This window comes from Arthrobacter terricola (assembly GCF_004354015.1).
Taxonomy (GTDB): Bacteria; Actinomycetota; Actinomycetes; order Actinomycetales; family Micrococcaceae; genus Arthrobacter; species Arthrobacter terricola.
The window spans coordinates 193206-207834 of record NZ_SMRU01000001.1 but is presented as its reverse complement, the minus strand read 5'-3'; the positions used below and the strand labels follow the sequence as shown (position 1 = coordinate 207834).

General features: G+C 61.9%; 22 protein-coding genes. 19 read left to right on the top strand and 3 right to left on the bottom strand.

Features of this window, described 5'->3' with window-relative positions; genetic code table 11:
• Positions 1-26 precede the first annotated feature (26 nt).
• The 19 genes from rplB to map all read left to right on the top strand — a co-directional run bounded on the left by rplB (position 27) and on the right by map (position 11001).
• Positions 27-866 (top strand): 50S ribosomal protein L2, encoded by an 840-nt coding sequence (rplB, locus tag E1809_RS01060; RefSeq protein WP_133202376.1) that lies wholly within the window; start codon positions 27-29, stop codon positions 864-866.
• A 12-nt stretch (positions 867-878) separates the two neighbouring features.
• Positions 879-1160 carry a 30S ribosomal protein S19 gene (gene rpsS, locus E1809_RS01055; protein ID WP_070350362.1) on the top strand — a complete coding sequence of 94 codons (282 nt, stop codon included), beginning with the start codon at positions 879-881 and terminating at the stop codon, positions 1158-1160.
• Between the two features lie 38 nt (positions 1161-1198).
• Entirely contained in the window at positions 1199-1564 is a 366-nt protein-coding gene (gene rplV, locus E1809_RS01050) for a 50S ribosomal protein L22 (protein WP_133202375.1), read from the top strand.
• A complete protein-coding gene (gene rpsC, locus E1809_RS01045; RefSeq protein WP_133202374.1) occupies positions 1565-2395 on the top strand; it encodes a 30S ribosomal protein S3 in 831 nt (276 codons plus the stop codon).
• Complete coding sequence (gene rplP / locus E1809_RS01040; protein ID WP_133202373.1) at positions 2396-2812, top strand: 50S ribosomal protein L16; 417 nt, start codon at positions 2396-2398, stop codon at positions 2810-2812.
• A gap of 2 nt (positions 2813-2814) precedes the next feature.
• Positions 2815-3138 carry a 50S ribosomal protein L29 gene (gene rpmC, locus E1809_RS27845; protein WP_133202372.1) on the top strand — a complete coding sequence of 108 codons (324 nt, stop codon included), beginning with the start codon at positions 2815-2817 and terminating at the stop codon, positions 3136-3138.
• On the top strand, positions 3135-3434 hold the full coding sequence (rpsQ, locus tag E1809_RS01030; RefSeq protein ID WP_133202371.1) for a 30S ribosomal protein S17: 300 nt from the start codon (positions 3135-3137) through the stop codon (positions 3432-3434). The genes rpmC and rpsQ overlap by 4 nt, the downstream gene beginning before the upstream one ends.
• A 350-nt stretch (positions 3435-3784) precedes the next feature.
• Entirely contained in the window at positions 3785-4153 is a 369-nt protein-coding gene (gene rplN / locus E1809_RS01025) for a 50S ribosomal protein L14 (protein ID WP_003803789.1), read from the top strand.
• Between the two features lie 3 nt (positions 4154-4156).
• Entirely contained in the window at positions 4157-4516 is a 360-nt protein-coding gene (gene rplX, locus E1809_RS01020; RefSeq protein ID WP_133202370.1) for a 50S ribosomal protein L24, read from the top strand.
• On the top strand, positions 4516-5094 hold the full coding sequence (gene rplE, locus E1809_RS01015; protein WP_133202369.1) for a 50S ribosomal protein L5: 579 nt from the start codon (positions 4516-4518) through the stop codon (positions 5092-5094). Before rplX ends, rplE begins: the two co-directional genes overlap by 1 nt.
• 77 nt (positions 5095-5171) lie before the next feature.
• The gene (rpsH, locus tag E1809_RS01010) at positions 5172-5570 is read left to right on the top strand and encodes a 30S ribosomal protein S8 (RefSeq protein ID WP_133202368.1); all 399 of its coding nucleotides are present in this window, start codon (positions 5172-5174) and stop codon (positions 5568-5570) included.
• A gap of 18 nt (positions 5571-5588) precedes the next feature.
• Positions 5589-6125 (top strand): 50S ribosomal protein L6, encoded by a 537-nt coding sequence (gene rplF, locus E1809_RS01005; protein WP_133202367.1) that lies wholly within the window; start codon positions 5589-5591, stop codon positions 6123-6125.
• Between the two features lie 3 nt (positions 6126-6128).
• The gene (gene rplR / locus E1809_RS01000; protein ID WP_133202366.1) at positions 6129-6512 is read left to right on the top strand and encodes a 50S ribosomal protein L18; all 384 of its coding nucleotides are present in this window, start codon (positions 6129-6131) and stop codon (positions 6510-6512) included.
• Between the two features lie 29 nt (positions 6513-6541).
• Positions 6542-7213 carry a 30S ribosomal protein S5 gene (gene rpsE, locus E1809_RS00995; protein WP_205754055.1) on the top strand — a complete coding sequence of 224 codons (672 nt, stop codon included), beginning with the start codon at positions 6542-6544 and terminating at the stop codon, positions 7211-7213.
• Positions 7214-7215: 2 nt separating this feature from the next.
• Complete coding sequence (gene rpmD, locus E1809_RS00990; RefSeq protein WP_133202364.1) at positions 7216-7422, top strand: 50S ribosomal protein L30; 207 nt, start codon at positions 7216-7218, stop codon at positions 7420-7422.
• Entirely contained in the window at positions 7422-7904 is a 483-nt protein-coding gene (gene rplO / locus E1809_RS00985) for a 50S ribosomal protein L15 (protein WP_133202363.1), read from the top strand. Before rpmD ends, rplO begins: the two co-directional genes overlap by 1 nt.
• 187 nt (positions 7905-8091) lie before the next feature.
• Positions 8092-9402 carry a preprotein translocase subunit SecY gene (secY, locus tag E1809_RS00980; RefSeq protein ID WP_133202362.1) on the top strand — a complete coding sequence of 437 codons (1311 nt, stop codon included), beginning with the start codon at positions 8092-8094 and terminating at the stop codon, positions 9400-9402.
• A 5-nt stretch (positions 9403-9407) separates the two neighbouring features.
• Entirely contained in the window at positions 9408-9977 is a 570-nt protein-coding gene (locus E1809_RS00975; RefSeq protein WP_205754059.1) for an adenylate kinase, read from the top strand.
• A gap of 196 nt (positions 9978-10173) precedes the next feature.
• Positions 10174-11001: a type I methionyl aminopeptidase gene (gene map / locus E1809_RS00970; RefSeq protein WP_133202360.1), complete on the top strand. Its 828-nt coding sequence runs from the start codon at positions 10174-10176 to the stop codon at positions 10999-11001.
• An 83-nt stretch (positions 11002-11084) separates the two neighbouring features.
• Here the strand turns inward: map and E1809_RS00965 are convergent, their stop codons facing one another.
• From E1809_RS00965 to E1809_RS00955, 3 genes are read right to left on the bottom strand one after another with little or no spacing between them, the layout of a single operon-like run.
• Positions 11085-12443 carry an ABC transporter substrate-binding protein gene (locus tag E1809_RS00965; RefSeq protein WP_133202359.1) on the bottom strand — a complete coding sequence of 453 codons (1359 nt, stop codon included), beginning with the start codon at positions 12441-12443 and terminating at the stop codon, positions 11085-11087.
• A gap of 45 nt (positions 12444-12488) precedes the next feature.
• Complete coding sequence (locus E1809_RS00960; protein ID WP_133202358.1) at positions 12489-13403, bottom strand: carbohydrate ABC transporter permease; 915 nt, start codon at positions 13401-13403, stop codon at positions 12489-12491.
• The gene (locus tag E1809_RS00955; protein ID WP_133202357.1) at positions 13400-14350 is read right to left on the bottom strand and encodes a carbohydrate ABC transporter permease; all 951 of its coding nucleotides are present in this window, start codon (positions 14348-14350) and stop codon (positions 13400-13402) included. Before E1809_RS00955 ends, E1809_RS00960 begins: the two co-directional genes overlap by 4 nt.
• Positions 14351-14629 lie beyond the last annotated feature (279 nt).

Here is a 14629-nt window from a genome sequence, read left to right as displayed (position 1 = left end):
AGACCACTTTAACGAGGAAATGAATTATGGGAATCCGTAAATACAAGCCGACTACGCCGGGCCGCCGCGGCTCGAGCGTAGCCGACTTCGCTGAAATCACGCGATCGACTCCGGAAAAGTCGCTGCTGCGTCCGCTGCACAAGACCGGCGGCCGTAACAACTCCGGTAAGATCACCACCCGTCACAAGGGTGGCGGGCACAAGCGCCAGTACCGTCTGATCGACTTCCGTCGCCACGACAAGGACGGCATCAACGCCCGCGTTGCCGAAATCGAGTACGATCCGAACCGTACGGCTCGCATCGCCCTCCTGCACTACGTTGATGGCACCAAGCGTTACATCATCGCCCCGAACAAGCTCGCCCAGGGCGACTTCGTCGAGGCCGGCCCCGACGCCGACATCAAGCCGGGCAACAACCTGCCCCTGCGCAACATCCCCGTCGGTACCGTTATCCACGCAGTTGAACTGCGTCCGGGTGGCGGCGCCAAGATGGCCCGTTCCGCTGGTGCTTCCGTTCAGCTCGTCGCCAAGGAAGGCCGTTTCGCGCAGCTGCGCCTGCCCTCCGGTGAAATCCGCAACGTTGACGTGCGCTGCCGCGCAACCGTCGGCGAGGTCGGCAACGCCGAGCAGTCGAACATCAACTGGGGCAAGGCCGGCCGTATGCGCTGGAAGGGCGTCCGCCCGACCGTCCGTGGTGTCGCGATGAACCCGGTTGACCACCCGCACGGTGGTGGTGAAGGTAAGACTTCCGGTGGTCGCCACCCGGTCAACCCGAACGGCAAGCCCGAGGGCCGTACCCGCCGCCCCAACAAAGAGAGCGACAAGCTTATTGTTCGTCGCCGTCGTACTGGCAAGAACAAGCGATAGGAGCCTGGACACATGCCACGCAGCCTGAAAAAAGGTCCTTTCGTTGACCAGCACCTCTTTGTGAAGGTCGCCAAGGAAAACGAAAAGGGCACCAAGAACGTCATTAAGACCTGGTCCCGTCGTTCGATGATCATCCCGGACATGCTGGGCCACACGATCGCCGTTCACGACGGACGCAAGCACATCCCGGTGTTTGTCACTGAGTCGATGGTCGGGCACAAGCTCGGCGAATTCGCTCCCACGCGGACATTCCGCGGCCATGTCAAGGACGACCGCAAGGGCAAGCGCCGCTAGGCGCTCGTTCTTACGGCATAGACGAGAGAAGGAAAGCAATGGAAGCCAAGGCTATTGCGCGGCACATCCGCGTAACGCCTATGAAGGCCCGGCGCGTCGTCAACCTTGTTCGTGGCAAGCAAGCGAATGAGGCTCTGGCAATTCTGAAGTTCGCCCAACAGGCAGCTTCGGAGCCGGTATTCAAGGTAGTTCAGTCGGCAGTGGCAAACGCTCGCGTCCTCGCGGACCGCGACGGCGTTGCCTTTGACGAAGGAGACCTCTACATCAGCGAAGCGTTTGTTGATGAAGGCCCGACCATGAAGCGGTTCCAGCCGCGTGCCCAGGGTCGTGCATTTCAGATCAAGAAGCGCACGAGCCACATCACCGTGGTAGTCGCTACCCCGGAGAAAGAGGAGGCTCGCTAAGTGGGACAGAAAGTAAACCCGCACGGGTTCCGACTCGGCATCACCACCGATCACGTATCGCACTGGTTTGCTGACAGCACCAAGTCGGGCCAGCGGTACAAGGACTTCGTTCGCGAAGACATCCGCATCCGCCAGCTCATGTCCACAGGCATGGAGCGTGCCGGCATCGCCAAGGTCGAAATCGAGCGCACCCGCGACCGCGTCCGCGTGGACATCCACACGGCTCGTCCGGGCATCGTCATCGGCCGCCGCGGCGCAGAAGCAGACCGCATCCGCGGCGAGCTCGAAAAGCTGACCGGCAAGCAGGTCCAGCTGAACATCCTCGAGGTCAAGAACCCCGAGATGGAAGCACAGCTTGTTGCCCAGGGCGTTGCTGAGCAGCTGACTTCCCGCGTGGCTTTCCGCCGTGCGATGAAGAAGGCCATGCAGTCCGCACAGCGTGCCGGTGCCAAGGGTATCCGTATCGCTTGCTCCGGCCGCCTGGGTGGCGCTGAAATGTCCCGCTCGGAGTTCTACCGCGAAGGCCGTGTGCCCCTGCACACCCTGCGTGCGAACATCGACTACGGCTTCTACGAAGCCAAGACCACCTTCGGCCGCATCGGCGTGAAGGTCTGGATCTACAAGGGCGACGTGACCGCCAAGGAACTGGCCGCACAGGCCGCTTCCGCACCGTCCCGCGGCCGCTCCGGCGACCGTCCGGGCCGTCCGGGTGGCGCTGACCGTGGTGACCGCCGTCGTCGTAACGACCGTCCGGCAGCCGACGCAGCTCCTGCTGCGGAAGCTCCGGCAGCAGAAGCTGCTGCTCCTGCAGCAGAAGGAGGACAGGCTTAAATGCTTATCCCACGTCGAGTCAAGCACCGTAAGCAGCACCACCCGGGTCGTTCCGGCGCTGCTACGGGCGGCACCAAGGTCACTTTCGGTGAGTTCGGCATCCAGGCCCTGAGCCCGGCTTACGTCACGAACCGTCAGATCGAGTCTGCCCGTATCGCGATGACCCGCCACATCAAGCGTGGCGGTAAGGTCTGGATCAACATCTACCCGGACCGTCCGCTGACGAAGAAGCCTGCTGAAACCCGTATGGGTTCCGGTAAGGGTTCCCCGGAATGGTGGGTCGCAAACGTCAAGCCGGGCCGTGTTCTTTTCGAACTCGCCGGTGTCAATGAAGAGGTAGCTCGCGAGGCACTGCGCCTGGCAATCCACAAGCTGCCGTTGAAGGCACGCATTGTGCGTCGCGAAGGTGGTGAATAGAAATGCCAGTAGGGTCGAAGGATCTCGCACCCGCACAGCTGGACGGTTTCGACAACGAGCGTCTCGTTGAAGAACTCCGCAAGTCCAAGGAAGAGCTGTTCAACCTGCGTTTCCAGTCCGCCACCGGACAGCTGGAGAACCACGGTCGTCTGCGCGCGGTAAAGAAGGACATCGCACGCATCTACACCGTTCTCCGTGAGCGCGAGCTGGGCATTCGTGCCGAGGTTGCCGCACCGGTTGTGGAAGCCAAGGAAGAAAAGAAGTCCAAGAAGGCAGCAGCCAAGGCTGAAAAGGCCGAAGCTGAGGCTGGAGAGGACGCCAAGTGAGCGAACAGAAGGAAACTGTGACGGAAGCAGCAGCCAGCGCTAAACAGCGCGGTTACCGTAAGACGCGTCGCGGCTACGTAGTCTCTGACAAGATGGAAAAGACCATCGTTGTCCAGGTTGAAGACCGCGTGAAGCACGCTCTGTACGGCAAGGTTATTCGCCGCACTTCGAAGGTCAAGGCTCACGACGAGCAGAACAGCGCCGGCATCGGCGACCTCGTCCTGATCTCTGAGACCCGTCCGCTGTCCGCTACCAAGCGGTGGCGCCTGGTCGAGATCCTCGAAAAGGCCAAGTAATCCCGCGTCGGGCTTCGTCCCGGCAGCGATGATGGATTATCAGGAAGGCCCGCATTCCGAAAGGGATGCGGGCCTTCCCCCGTTTCAGTCCATAGCACAAATCATGCTAGGATATTGAGTTTGTATGGCGCCATCTGCGCGTCTGCAACCACCTCGTAAACAATCGTGCCGCGGCATACTGCCCCGCGCAGTTATTTCCGCAAGGGAAGCTGATGCTGGCGGCACGGGAGTTTAGGCCTGCTCTGGCAAAATCCAGGCAGGTCAAGAGACACCCCGATCAACCGTTCCGCAAGGCTCATTCCGTATGCTCCATTTCGGTCTGAGAACCGGCGCGACGCAAGGAGTAAAAATTGATTCAGCAGGAGTCGCGACTCAAGGTCGCCGACAACACGGGTGCTAAGGAAATCCTTACCATCCGCGTTCTCGGTGGATCCGGCCGTCGCTACGCAGGCATTGGCGACGTCATCGTCGCAACCGTCAAGGATGCTATCCCGGGCGGCAACGTAAAGAAGGGTGACGTCGTCAAGGCTGTCATCGTTCGCACCAAGAAGGAACGCCGCCGTGCGGATGGTTCCTACATCAAGTTTGACGAGAACGCAGCTGTGATCCTGAAGAACGACGGCGACCCCCGCGGTACCCGTATCTTCGGCCCGGTTGGCCGTGAGCTCCGTGACAAGAAGTTCATGAAGATCGTTTCCCTGGCCCCGGAGGTGCTCTAGTCCATGGCTAAGATCAAGAAGGGTGACCTCGTTCAGGTCATCACCGGCGCCAAGCAGGAACGTGGCGGCGACCGCGGCAAGCAGGGCAAGGTCCTGCGCGTCTACCCGGATGCCAACCGCGTCCTGGTAGAAGGCATCAACCGCGTCACCAAGCACACCAAGGTCGGTCAGTCGCAGCGCGGCACCAAGACCGGTGGCATCGAGGTTGTCGAAGCCCCGATCCACGTCTCCAACGTTGCTCTTGTCGACCCCTCGACCAAGAAGCCGACCCGTGTTGGTTTCCGTCTCGAGACCGTTGAGAAGGACGGCGTCTCCAAGACCGTCCGCATCCGCGTGTCCAAGGCAACCGGGAAGGACATCTAATGAGCGAAACTCTCGCAACTCCGGTGAAGATTGTGCCGCGTCTGAAGACGAAGTACGCAGATTCCATCAAGCAGGCACTGGTTGATGAATTCAAGTACCCGAACGTGAACCAGGTTCCCCGCCTGGTGAAGGTTGTTGTGAACATGGGTGTTGGAGATGCCGCCAAGGACTCCAAGCTGATCGACGGCGCTGTCCGCGACCTCACCCTGATCACCGGCCAGAAGCCGCAGGTAACCAAGGCCCGCAAGTCCATCGCCCAGTTCAAGCTGCGCGAAGGCATGCCCATCGGTGCACACGCAACCCTGCGTGGCGACCGCATGTGGGAATTCGTGGACCGCCTCGTGACCCTCGCCCTGCCCCGTATCCGCGACTTCCGCGGCCTCAACGGCAAGCAGTTCGACGGCAACGGCAACTACACCTTCGGTCTGACCGAGCAGGTTATGTTCCACGAGATCGACCAGGACTCCATCGACCGCGTCCGCGGTATGGACATCACGGTCGTCACCACTGCCAAGACCGATGACGAAGGCCGTGCGCTGCTCAAGGCACTTGGCTTCCCGTTCAAATCCGAAGACTAATAACTACGTAGTAGGTCCGGCCGAGGCTGCTTTTGCGGCCAAAGCGGAAACCGTTACGAGGAAGGGCTAGAGCCCAAATGACTATGACAGATCCTGTCGCAGACATGCTGACGCGTCTGCGCAACGCTAACTCGGCTTACCACGACTCTGTGAGCATGCCGTACAGCAAGCTGAAGGCACGCGTTGCCGACATCCTGAAGGCGGAAGGCTACATCGCCGCCTGGAAGGAAGAGGAAGCCGAAGTCGGCAAGAAGCTGACCATCGACCTCAAGTTCGGTCCGAACCGCGAGCGTTCGATCGCTGGTGTCCGCCGTATTTCCAAGCCTGGCCTCCGCGTTTACGCGAAGTCCACCAACCTGCCTCACGTGCTGGGTGGCCTGGGTATCGCAATCCTGTCCACCTCTTCCGGCCTCCTGACTGATAAGCAGGCCGGCAAGAAGGGCGTGGGCGGCGAAGTCCTCGCGTACGTCTGGTAACGGGAAAGGAAGAGAATAATGTCACGTATTGGACGTCTCCCCATCACCGTTCCTGCCGGCGTCGAAGTCAAGGTTGATGGCTCCGTCATCAGCGTCAAGGGCACCAAGGGCGAGCTGACCCACACTGTGGCCAGCCCGATCGAGGTCAACTTGGACGACACCACTTTGACCGTCACCCGCCCGAACGACGAGCGCGCCTCGCGTTCCCTGCACGGCCTGACCCGCACCCTGATCGCCAACATGATCGAGGGTGTCACCAAGGGCTACGAGAAGAAGCTTGAAATCGTCGGTACCGGTTACCGCGTTCAGGCCAAGGGTTCTGACCTTGAGTTCGCTCTTGGCTTCAGCCACCCGGTCAACGTCCCCGCTCCGGAAGGCATCACCTTTACGGTGGAGGGCCCGACCAAGTTCTCCGTCGCGGGTATCTCCAAGCAGCAGGTCGGCGAGGTTGCTGCCAACATTCGCAAGCTGCGCAAGCCGGACCCCTACAAGGGCAAGGGTGTCCGTTACGCCGGCGAAGTCATCCGCCGCAAGGTCGGAAAGGCTGGTAAGTAAACCATGGCCATCGCAATTAACAAGAAGCGCACGAACAAGAGCAAGGCTGCTGCGCGCAGCCGTCGCCAGCTTCGTATCCGCAAGCGCATCACCGGCACGGCTGCACGTCCTCGTTTGGTCGTCAACCGTTCTGCCCGCCACATCTTCGTCCAGGTTGTCGACGACTCCAAGGGTGTAACCGTGGCTTACGCTTCCACCCTGGAAGCCGACCTTCGTGCATTCGACGGTGACAAGACCGCCAAGGCCAAGCGCGTTGGCGAGCTCGTCGCCGAGCGTGCGAAGGCTGCAGGCATCGAAGCAGTTGTCTTCGACCGCGGTGGTAACAAGTACCACGGCCGCATCGCCGCCGTCGCAGACGGTGCTCGCGAAGGTGGGCTGGCACTGTGACCGTTGAGAATAACGAAAAGGACATTCAGGTGACTGAAGCTGCAGCTGCTGAGGCAACTGAGACCACTGCTGCCACCGAGGACCGCCGCGGCGGTCGTCGTGGCGAGCGTGGTGACCGTGGCCAGGGCCGCGGCGACCGTGGTGGCCGTGGTGGCCGCGACGGCGGTCGCGAGGCCGAGAAGAGCCAGTTCGTCGAGCGCGTTGTGACCATCAACCGCGTCGCCAAGGTCGTCAAGGGTGGTCGTCGCTTCAGCTTCACCGCCCTCGTCGTCGTCGGTGACGGCAACGGCTTGGTCGGCGTTGGCTACGGCAAGGCAAAGGAAGTTCCCGCCGCTATCGCGAAGGGCGTCGAAGAGGCCAAGAAGTCCTTCTTCCGCGTTCCCCGCGTTGGCAACAGCATCCCGCACCGTGTGCAGGGTGAGGCCGCAGCAGGAGTTGTCATGCTGCGTCCGGCTTCCCCGGGTACCGGTGTTATCGCCGGTGGTCCGGTCCGCGCGGTACTGGAATGCGTCGGTATCCACGACGTCCTCTCCAAGTCGCTCGGTTCCTCGAATGCCATCAACATCGTTCACGCGACTGTCGACGCCCTTAAGCGACTGGAAGAGCCCGCTTCCGTGGCAGCCCGCCGTGGCCTGCCGCTGGACGAGGTTGCTCCGATTGCTCTGGTGCGCGCGCTCCAGAACCAGAAGGCAGGTGTTTAGTCATGGCTAAGAACCTGACTCCCTCCGACGCTCAGTTGGAGATCACCCAGATCAAGGGCGTCGTCGGCGCCAAGCAGAACCAGCGTGAGACCCTGCGGTCCCTCGGCCTCAAGCGCATCGGACACACCGTTGTCCGCACCGCTGACGCCGTGACCGTTGGAATGATCAACACGGTTCCGCACCTCGTGAATGTAGAGGAGGCGAAGTAATGGCCGAGAACAAGACCGCCGCAGAGGCTGCTGAGAAGCAGAGCGCTCTGAAGGTCCACCACCTGCGTCCCGCCCCGGGTGCCAAGACCGCCAAGACCCGTGTTGGTCGTGGTGAAGGCTCCAAGGGTAAGACCGCTGGTCGCGGTACCAAGGGTACGAAGGCCCGCTACCAGGTCAAGGCCGGCTTTGCCGGCGGCCAGTTGCCGCTGCACATGCGCCTGCCGAAGCTCCGCGGCTTCAAGAACCCGTTCCGGGTTGAGTTCCAGGTTGTAAACCTGGACCGGCTCAACGAGCTGTTCCCGGAAGGCGGCGCTGTGACCGTCGAGTCCTTGGTTGAGAAGGGCGCCGTTCGCAAGAACCAGCCCGTCAAGGTGCTGGGCACCGGCGACATCACCGTCAAGGTTGACGTCACCGCCCACGCTTTCTCTTCCAGCGCAGCTGAAAAGATCGCGGCAGCAGGCGGATCCACCACCACCCTCTAAGGGCCGGGGTGTGATCACCAGCTGTTGACAGACTCCCGGTGCGGAGGGCTTCGGCCTCCCGCACCGGGAGTTTTTTCATGTGGCGCAGGCCTCTCGATTGTTCGCATGACGCATGAAACCGTTAGACTCGGGTGTTGGGTTTCATCGACCCCGCCAACACCCTTGGACCATTAACTCAGGAGGACGCTTGCTAAGCGCATTCGCCCGGGCATTTCGGACGCCTGATCTGCGTCGCAAGTTGTTGTTCACGCTAGGAATCATCGCGATCTTCCGCTTGGGCGCTTTCATCCCTTCGCCGGGTGTGAGCTACCAAAATGTTCAGCAATGCTTGTCAGCCAACCAGGACACGGGCGGCCTCTACCAGCTCGTCAACCTGTTCAGCGGCGGGGCGCTGCTGCAGGTCTCGGTCTTCGCGCTGGGCATCATGCCGTACATCACGTCCAGCATCATTGTGCAGTTGCTCCGCGTGGTCATTCCGCGGTTCCAGCAACTGTACGAAGAGGGCGCGTCGGGGCAGGGGAAACTGACCCAATACACGCGGTACCTCACTATCGCCTTGGGCTTGCTGAACGCCACCACGTTGGTTTCCTTGGCGCGGTCCGGCCAGCTGCTGCCCAACTGCCAGCTGCCGATCATCCCGGATACCAGCATCATCGCCACCATCCTCGTGGTGATCACGCTTACGGCCGGAACCGGCCTCATCATGTGGATGGGTGAACTCGTTACCGAGAAGGGCGTGGGCAATGGCATGTCCCTGCTCATTTTCACCTCGATCGCCGCGGGCTTCCCCACCTCGCTGGGCGCCATCTGGAACTCCAAGGGTCCGGGAACTTTCTTCACGGTGGTCGCCATCGGTCTGGTGACCGTTGCGCTCGTCGTGTTCGTTGAACAGTCTCAGCGGCGCATTCCGGTCCAGTACGCCAAGCGCATGATCGGACGGCGGACCGTGGGCGGCACCAGCACCTACATCCCCATCAAGGTCAACATGGCCGGCGTCGTGCCCGTCATCTTCGCCTCCTCCATGCTCTACCTGCCCGGCCTGATTGCGCAGTTCAATCAGCCGAAGGCCGGAGAGACGATCGCCCCCTGGGTTGAGTGGATCAACAACAACCTCACGCGCGGCGACCACCCTATCTACATGGCGTTGTACTTCGTCATGATCGTGTTCTTCACCTACTTCTATGTTGCGATCACCTTCAACCCTGAAGAGGTCTCGGACAACATGAAGAAGTACGGCGGGTTCATTCCGGGCATCCGGGCGGGTAAACCGACCGCGGATTACCTGCAGTACGTGCTTTCCAGGATCACCCTCCCCGGCGCCCTCTACTTGGGCATCGTGGCACTGATCCCGCTGGTCGCACTCGTCCTGATCAACGCCAACCAGAACTTCCCGTTCGGTGGTACGTCAATCCTGATCATGGTGGGTGTCGGCCTGGAAACCGTCAAGCAGATTGATGCGCAGCTACAACAACGTCACTACGAAGGGCTTTTGCGATGACGAGAATGCTGATCATTGGACCTCCGGGTTCGGGCAAGGGAACCCAGGCAGAGCGGATTTCCGAGCGCCTGGGCGTAGTCGCCATTTCCACGGGCGATATCTTCCGTGCAAACGTCAAGGGCGAAACCCCCCTGGGCATCGAGGCCAAGAAGTACATGGACGCCGGCGACTTCGTTCCGGACAGCGTCACCAACAAGATGGTGCGTGACCGCTTGAGCGAGGACGACGTCGAAAACGGCTTCCTGCTCGACGGCTACCCGCGCACGACCGCCCAGGTGGAATACCTGGACGAGATCCTCGCCAAGACCGAAGAGAAGCTCGACGTCGTGCTTCAGTTGACGGCCGACGACGAGGAACTTGTTGCGCGCTTGCTGGGACGTGCCAAGGAGACCGGGCGCTCGGACGACAACGAAACCGTCATCCGCCACCGCCTGGACCTCTACCACGAGCAGACTGAAGCTGTGGTGGCCAAGTACGCAGAACGCGGCATCCTGACCCGCGTCGATGGCATTGGCGCCATCGACGAGGTGACGGACCGGGTACTGCTGGCCATTGAAGCAGCCAAGGCCGTCTAAGTCCCGTCTTGGACTGAAGGCAACCGGAAGGGGTGTCCCGCGCAGAAAAATGCGCGGGACACCCCTTTTGCATGCACCCGCACGTGCCGCCCGGTTTCGGGCTTCGCCGAGGATGGGCGAAAATAGATGGAGACCCGAGACCGGCCTGCTTCCCTAGATGGACAGCAGCAGGCATAAACACCCGCAAGAGGAGACCATGGCGTTCGGCCAGCCCCGCATCGAATACAAGACCAACGAGCAAATGCGCAAGATGCAGGAGGCCGGGGTGGTCCTCAGCCGAGCCCTCGACGCAGCTGTCGCGGCTGCCAAGCCCGGAGTCACCACCAAGGAGATCGACGCAGTCTTCGCCTCGATCCTGAACGACGCCGGCGCGAAATCGAATTTCCTCGGTTACCACGGGTTCCCTGCCACTATCTGTACGTCCGTGAACGAGGAAGTGGTCCACGGCATCCCGGGCGACCGTGTCTTGCAGGACGGGGACATTATTTCGATTGACGGCGGAGCCATTGTGGATGGCTGGCACTCCGATTCGGCCCGCACTGTGATCGTTGGCACCGTGGACCCTGAAGACCAGCGGCTCTCGGATGTCACGGAGGCCGCGATGTGGCGAGGGATCGCTGCGTTGGCGAAGGGCAAGTTTGTCGGCGATATCGGAAATGCCATTGATGACTACGTTTCTTCCGTCCCCGGGAAGACGCTGGGCATCCTTGAGGACTACGTGGGCCACGGCATCGGATCCGAGATGCACATGGCTCCGGACGTCTTGAACTACCGCACCAAGCACCGTGGACCGAAGGTCCGCCCGGGCCTGTGCCTGGCGATCGAGCCCATGCTTGTCCGTGGCGGAATCGAAACGGCCACCCTCGAGGACGACTGGACAGTGGTTACCACGGACGGGAAGCGTTCGTGCCAGTGGGAGCACTCAGTCGCCGTCCACGAAAAGGGCATCTGGGTACTGTCCGCCCCCGATGGCGGGGCTGCGCAGTTGGCGCCTCTCGGCGTCGTACCCGTCCCGATCCCGTAACCAGGCACTGCCGTTCCTGAAACGCGAAATCCTTGGCGACGCCGTGAGCGGCGTCGCCAAGGATTTCGAATATCCAGCTGAAGCTAGTTCTTGAGCTTCGGCTTCACGTCCTTCGTGTAGATGCTGTCGAGGGTCTTCGCGAGGTTGGTCAGCGACGCCTTGACGTCGGCCTTCTCGTTCATGATCTTCGCGGCCGCCTTTGCCATCTCCTGGTCGGCGCCCGGGAGGAACACACGGGCGTAGTCCTGGGAGCGGGTGACCTTGAGCTGGTCGAGGGCGATCTGGATCTCGGGGGTCGTCGCCAGCACGCTCGACATGTCGGCAGTAGTGCGCGAGGGCATGTAGCCCGTCGCGGCGGAGAACTGGGCCGTGCTCGACGCGCTCGTGTAGAAGCTCAGGAACTTCGCGGCAGCGAGTTGGCGCTCGGGGGAGGTCTTCTTGGCGATGGCGAGGCCGGCACCGCCGGTCGGGCACACCGGCGTGGTGGAGGCTGGGCCGCCGGGAAGGAAGCCGACGCCGATTCGCATGCCCTTGCCCTTCGCAGCCGTGAGGGTCGTCACCAGGTCGCCGGTCGAGGAGATAGTGGAGCTCACGGCCCCAGCGGTCAGGTCGCCGACAGCATCCTTCGAGGAGACGCCGGCCCAGCCGGACTTGACGATACTGTCTTGGACCCATTGCATGGCTTGAACGGACTTGTCCGAGTCCGCCGTGATGGACCACTTGTCGCTCCACCCACTGCCGAATCCCCACAGCATGTTCTGCAGCGTCCACCCTGCGTAGCCGTCGAGGGCCGGGTACTGGTATGCGTGCTGATAGCCGCTGGCTGCTTTGTTGGCCGCTTGGATCTTCGGCGCCCATTCGGCGAATTCGTCCCAGGTCTTCGGGGCGCGGTCGGGGAGGCCCGCAGCCTGGAAGTGGTCCTTGTTGTAGTAGAACAGCGGAGTGGACCGGTTGTTCGGCACGGCCCAGTGCGAGTTCGCGTACGAGTAGTCGTCATAGAGCGTCTTGTTGAAGTCGCCCACGTTGTCGCCCACTGCTTTCATGAGGTCGTCGATGGGGATGATTGTGTCCGCAATCGCGAAACGGAACCACCAGACGTCGGAAGCGAGAACGATGTCCGGGACGTCGTTGCCGGTCTGCGCGGTCTGGAACTTCTGCGCGACCTCTTCGTAGTTCTTGCCTCCCGTGATGAGGTTGACCTTGATGCCGGGGTTGGCCTTCTGGAAGTCGTCGATGAGCTTCTGCTCGATCGGCTGTGACGATCCGGGGTGGCTGCTGAGGAAGGAGATCTCGGCGGCGGGCTTGATGCTGCTCCAGTCGGTGGTCGCGGCGGAGGTTGCCGTCGACCCGCCGGCAGTTGAGGGGCCGCCACACGCAGCCAAGGCTGCGGCGCCGGCTCCCAGGCCGCTCAGGATGAGGAACTGCTTGCGGTTGATGTGCATGGGTGTGCCTTTCACATGTGGGGTGCGGTTGTGGTGGAGAAGGGCTCAGCCGGTGACGGAGCCTTGGGTGAGGCCCGTGACGATGTATCGCTGAAGCATCGCGAAGACGAGGAGGATCGGGAGGATCACGACGACGGCGCCAGCCATGAGGACGCCCCACGCCTGTGAGCTTGAGTCGGAGTTGGAGAGGAACGTCAGCCCGACCGGCAGCGTCATCATGTTTGTGTTGTTCGTGATGATGAGCGGCCAAATGTAGTCGTTCCACTCGCTGACGACTGTCACGAGCGCGACGGTGGCGATCGACGGTGCCGAGACCGGGGCCACGATGCTCCACAAGCGGCGCCAGTGGCCTGCGCCGTCGATCTCTGCGGCTTCAAGGATTGAGCCGGGGAGCGTCAGAAAGTGCTGGCGCAGCAGAAACGTGCCGAACGCGGTGCCGAGACCTGGCAGGATGATGCCCCAATACGTGTTCTGGCCGCCAAGCGAGGAGATCAGGATGTAGTTGGGAAGGACAGCGACCTGCGGCGGGACCATGAGAGCCACGAGGATCAGTACGAACAGAAGCCGCTTGAACGGGAACGAGACGAACACGAGGGCGTAGGCAGTGATGATCGCGAGGAAGCATTTCACGGCGGCGCCGATGGTCGTGACGATCACGCTGTTGAGGAAGAATCGGGCGAACGGGGCGCGGCGGGCTGCCTCCGCGTAGTTCTCAAAGCTCGGCGCCTGCGGCAGGATGTGCAGGTCCGTCGTGACAATCTCGCCGGGTTGCTTGAATGATGACAATGCCATCCACGCGAGTGGGAGGAACACGATGAGCGTCGCGAGGATGAGCGGCATGTAACCGCCTGCGAGGGTCGCCGTGAGGTTGTTCCGGGCGAAGGGGCCGTTGCCCCGTTCGACGGAGGCAGCGGTAGCCCGGTCGGCTGTCGCGGCCGGGTTGGATGTTGTGGTGCTCATGAGTAATGGACTTTCTTCTCAACGAACCTCATCTGGACGACCGTGACAACGAGGAGGATCACGAACAACACGACGGAGACTGCGGCCGAGTAGCCTGCACGGTTGTAGCCTCCGAACGCCTGCAGGTAGGACTCGAACATGAGGGTGTTCGTGCCGCGGCCTGAGGGGGTCATGATCTTGAGGATGTCGAAGGCCTGGAGCGAGCTCAGAAGGGTGGTGATGAGCAGGAAGAATGTAGTGGGGGACAGCAGTGGGAGGCCGATGCTCCACAGGCGGCGAGCCGCGCCGGCGCCGTCGAGGGCCGAAGCCTCAAGCACGTCTTTCGGGAGCGACTGAAGGCCAGCAAGGTACACGACCGCGCAGTACCCGAGGTTCTTCCACACGTAGACGACGATCACCATGACCATTGCGAGCTGCGGGTCGTTGATCCACTGTGGGCTCGCGAGGCCGATCCCACGCAGCACCCAGGAAAGCGCGCCATACACCGGATCGAAGATGAACAGCCAAACGAGCCCGACGCCGACGCCCGATAGTACGTAGGGGGCGAAGACTGCGGAGCGCGCGAACGTCGTGCCGGGGATCTTCCGGTTCAGGGCGAGGGCCATGAGCAGCCCGAGAACCATGGACCCGCCGACGGTCGCAACGGTGAAAAGCAGCGTGACGCGTAGGACGTCGGCCGACCCAGGATCGGTGAAGAACGTGACATAGTTCCCCAAGCCCACGACGGTTGCCGTGGCGGAACCGAGGGTCCAGTCAAGGGTCGAGTAGTAGATGTTGTTGATCAGCGGCCAGTAGGTGAACACCGCGATCAAGATGAGGTTCGGCAGCGCGAGCGCGAGGAAGACGAAGAAGTCCCTCCGCGTCCGGCCGGTCCAGCGTGAACGGCGCTGCGGCAGGGACGCTGCGGCCTGCTGGGCAGGCCGACTTTGCGTGAGTTGTGGAGTCATGGGGTCTCTAACGGTTTGCAGATGACGGGTGCGCGCCGGGCTCGAAAATGTTGGGTCGAGGGGGCTGCTAGAAACACCTCACCACACCGAAAGTGCTGTCAAGTCAAGAAAAGGGCCGTCGCTGGAATTGTTGGACAAGCCTTTTGCGCTCGTTTACTTGACGTTTTGTGACGGGTGGGGCCTCGTTCATATTCGAGGCAGGACTACCACTTGTGCGGGGTTTTAAGAAACGCAGGAGACGACGACGGCGACCCGGCCGCGTGTGCGGGGTCGCCGTCG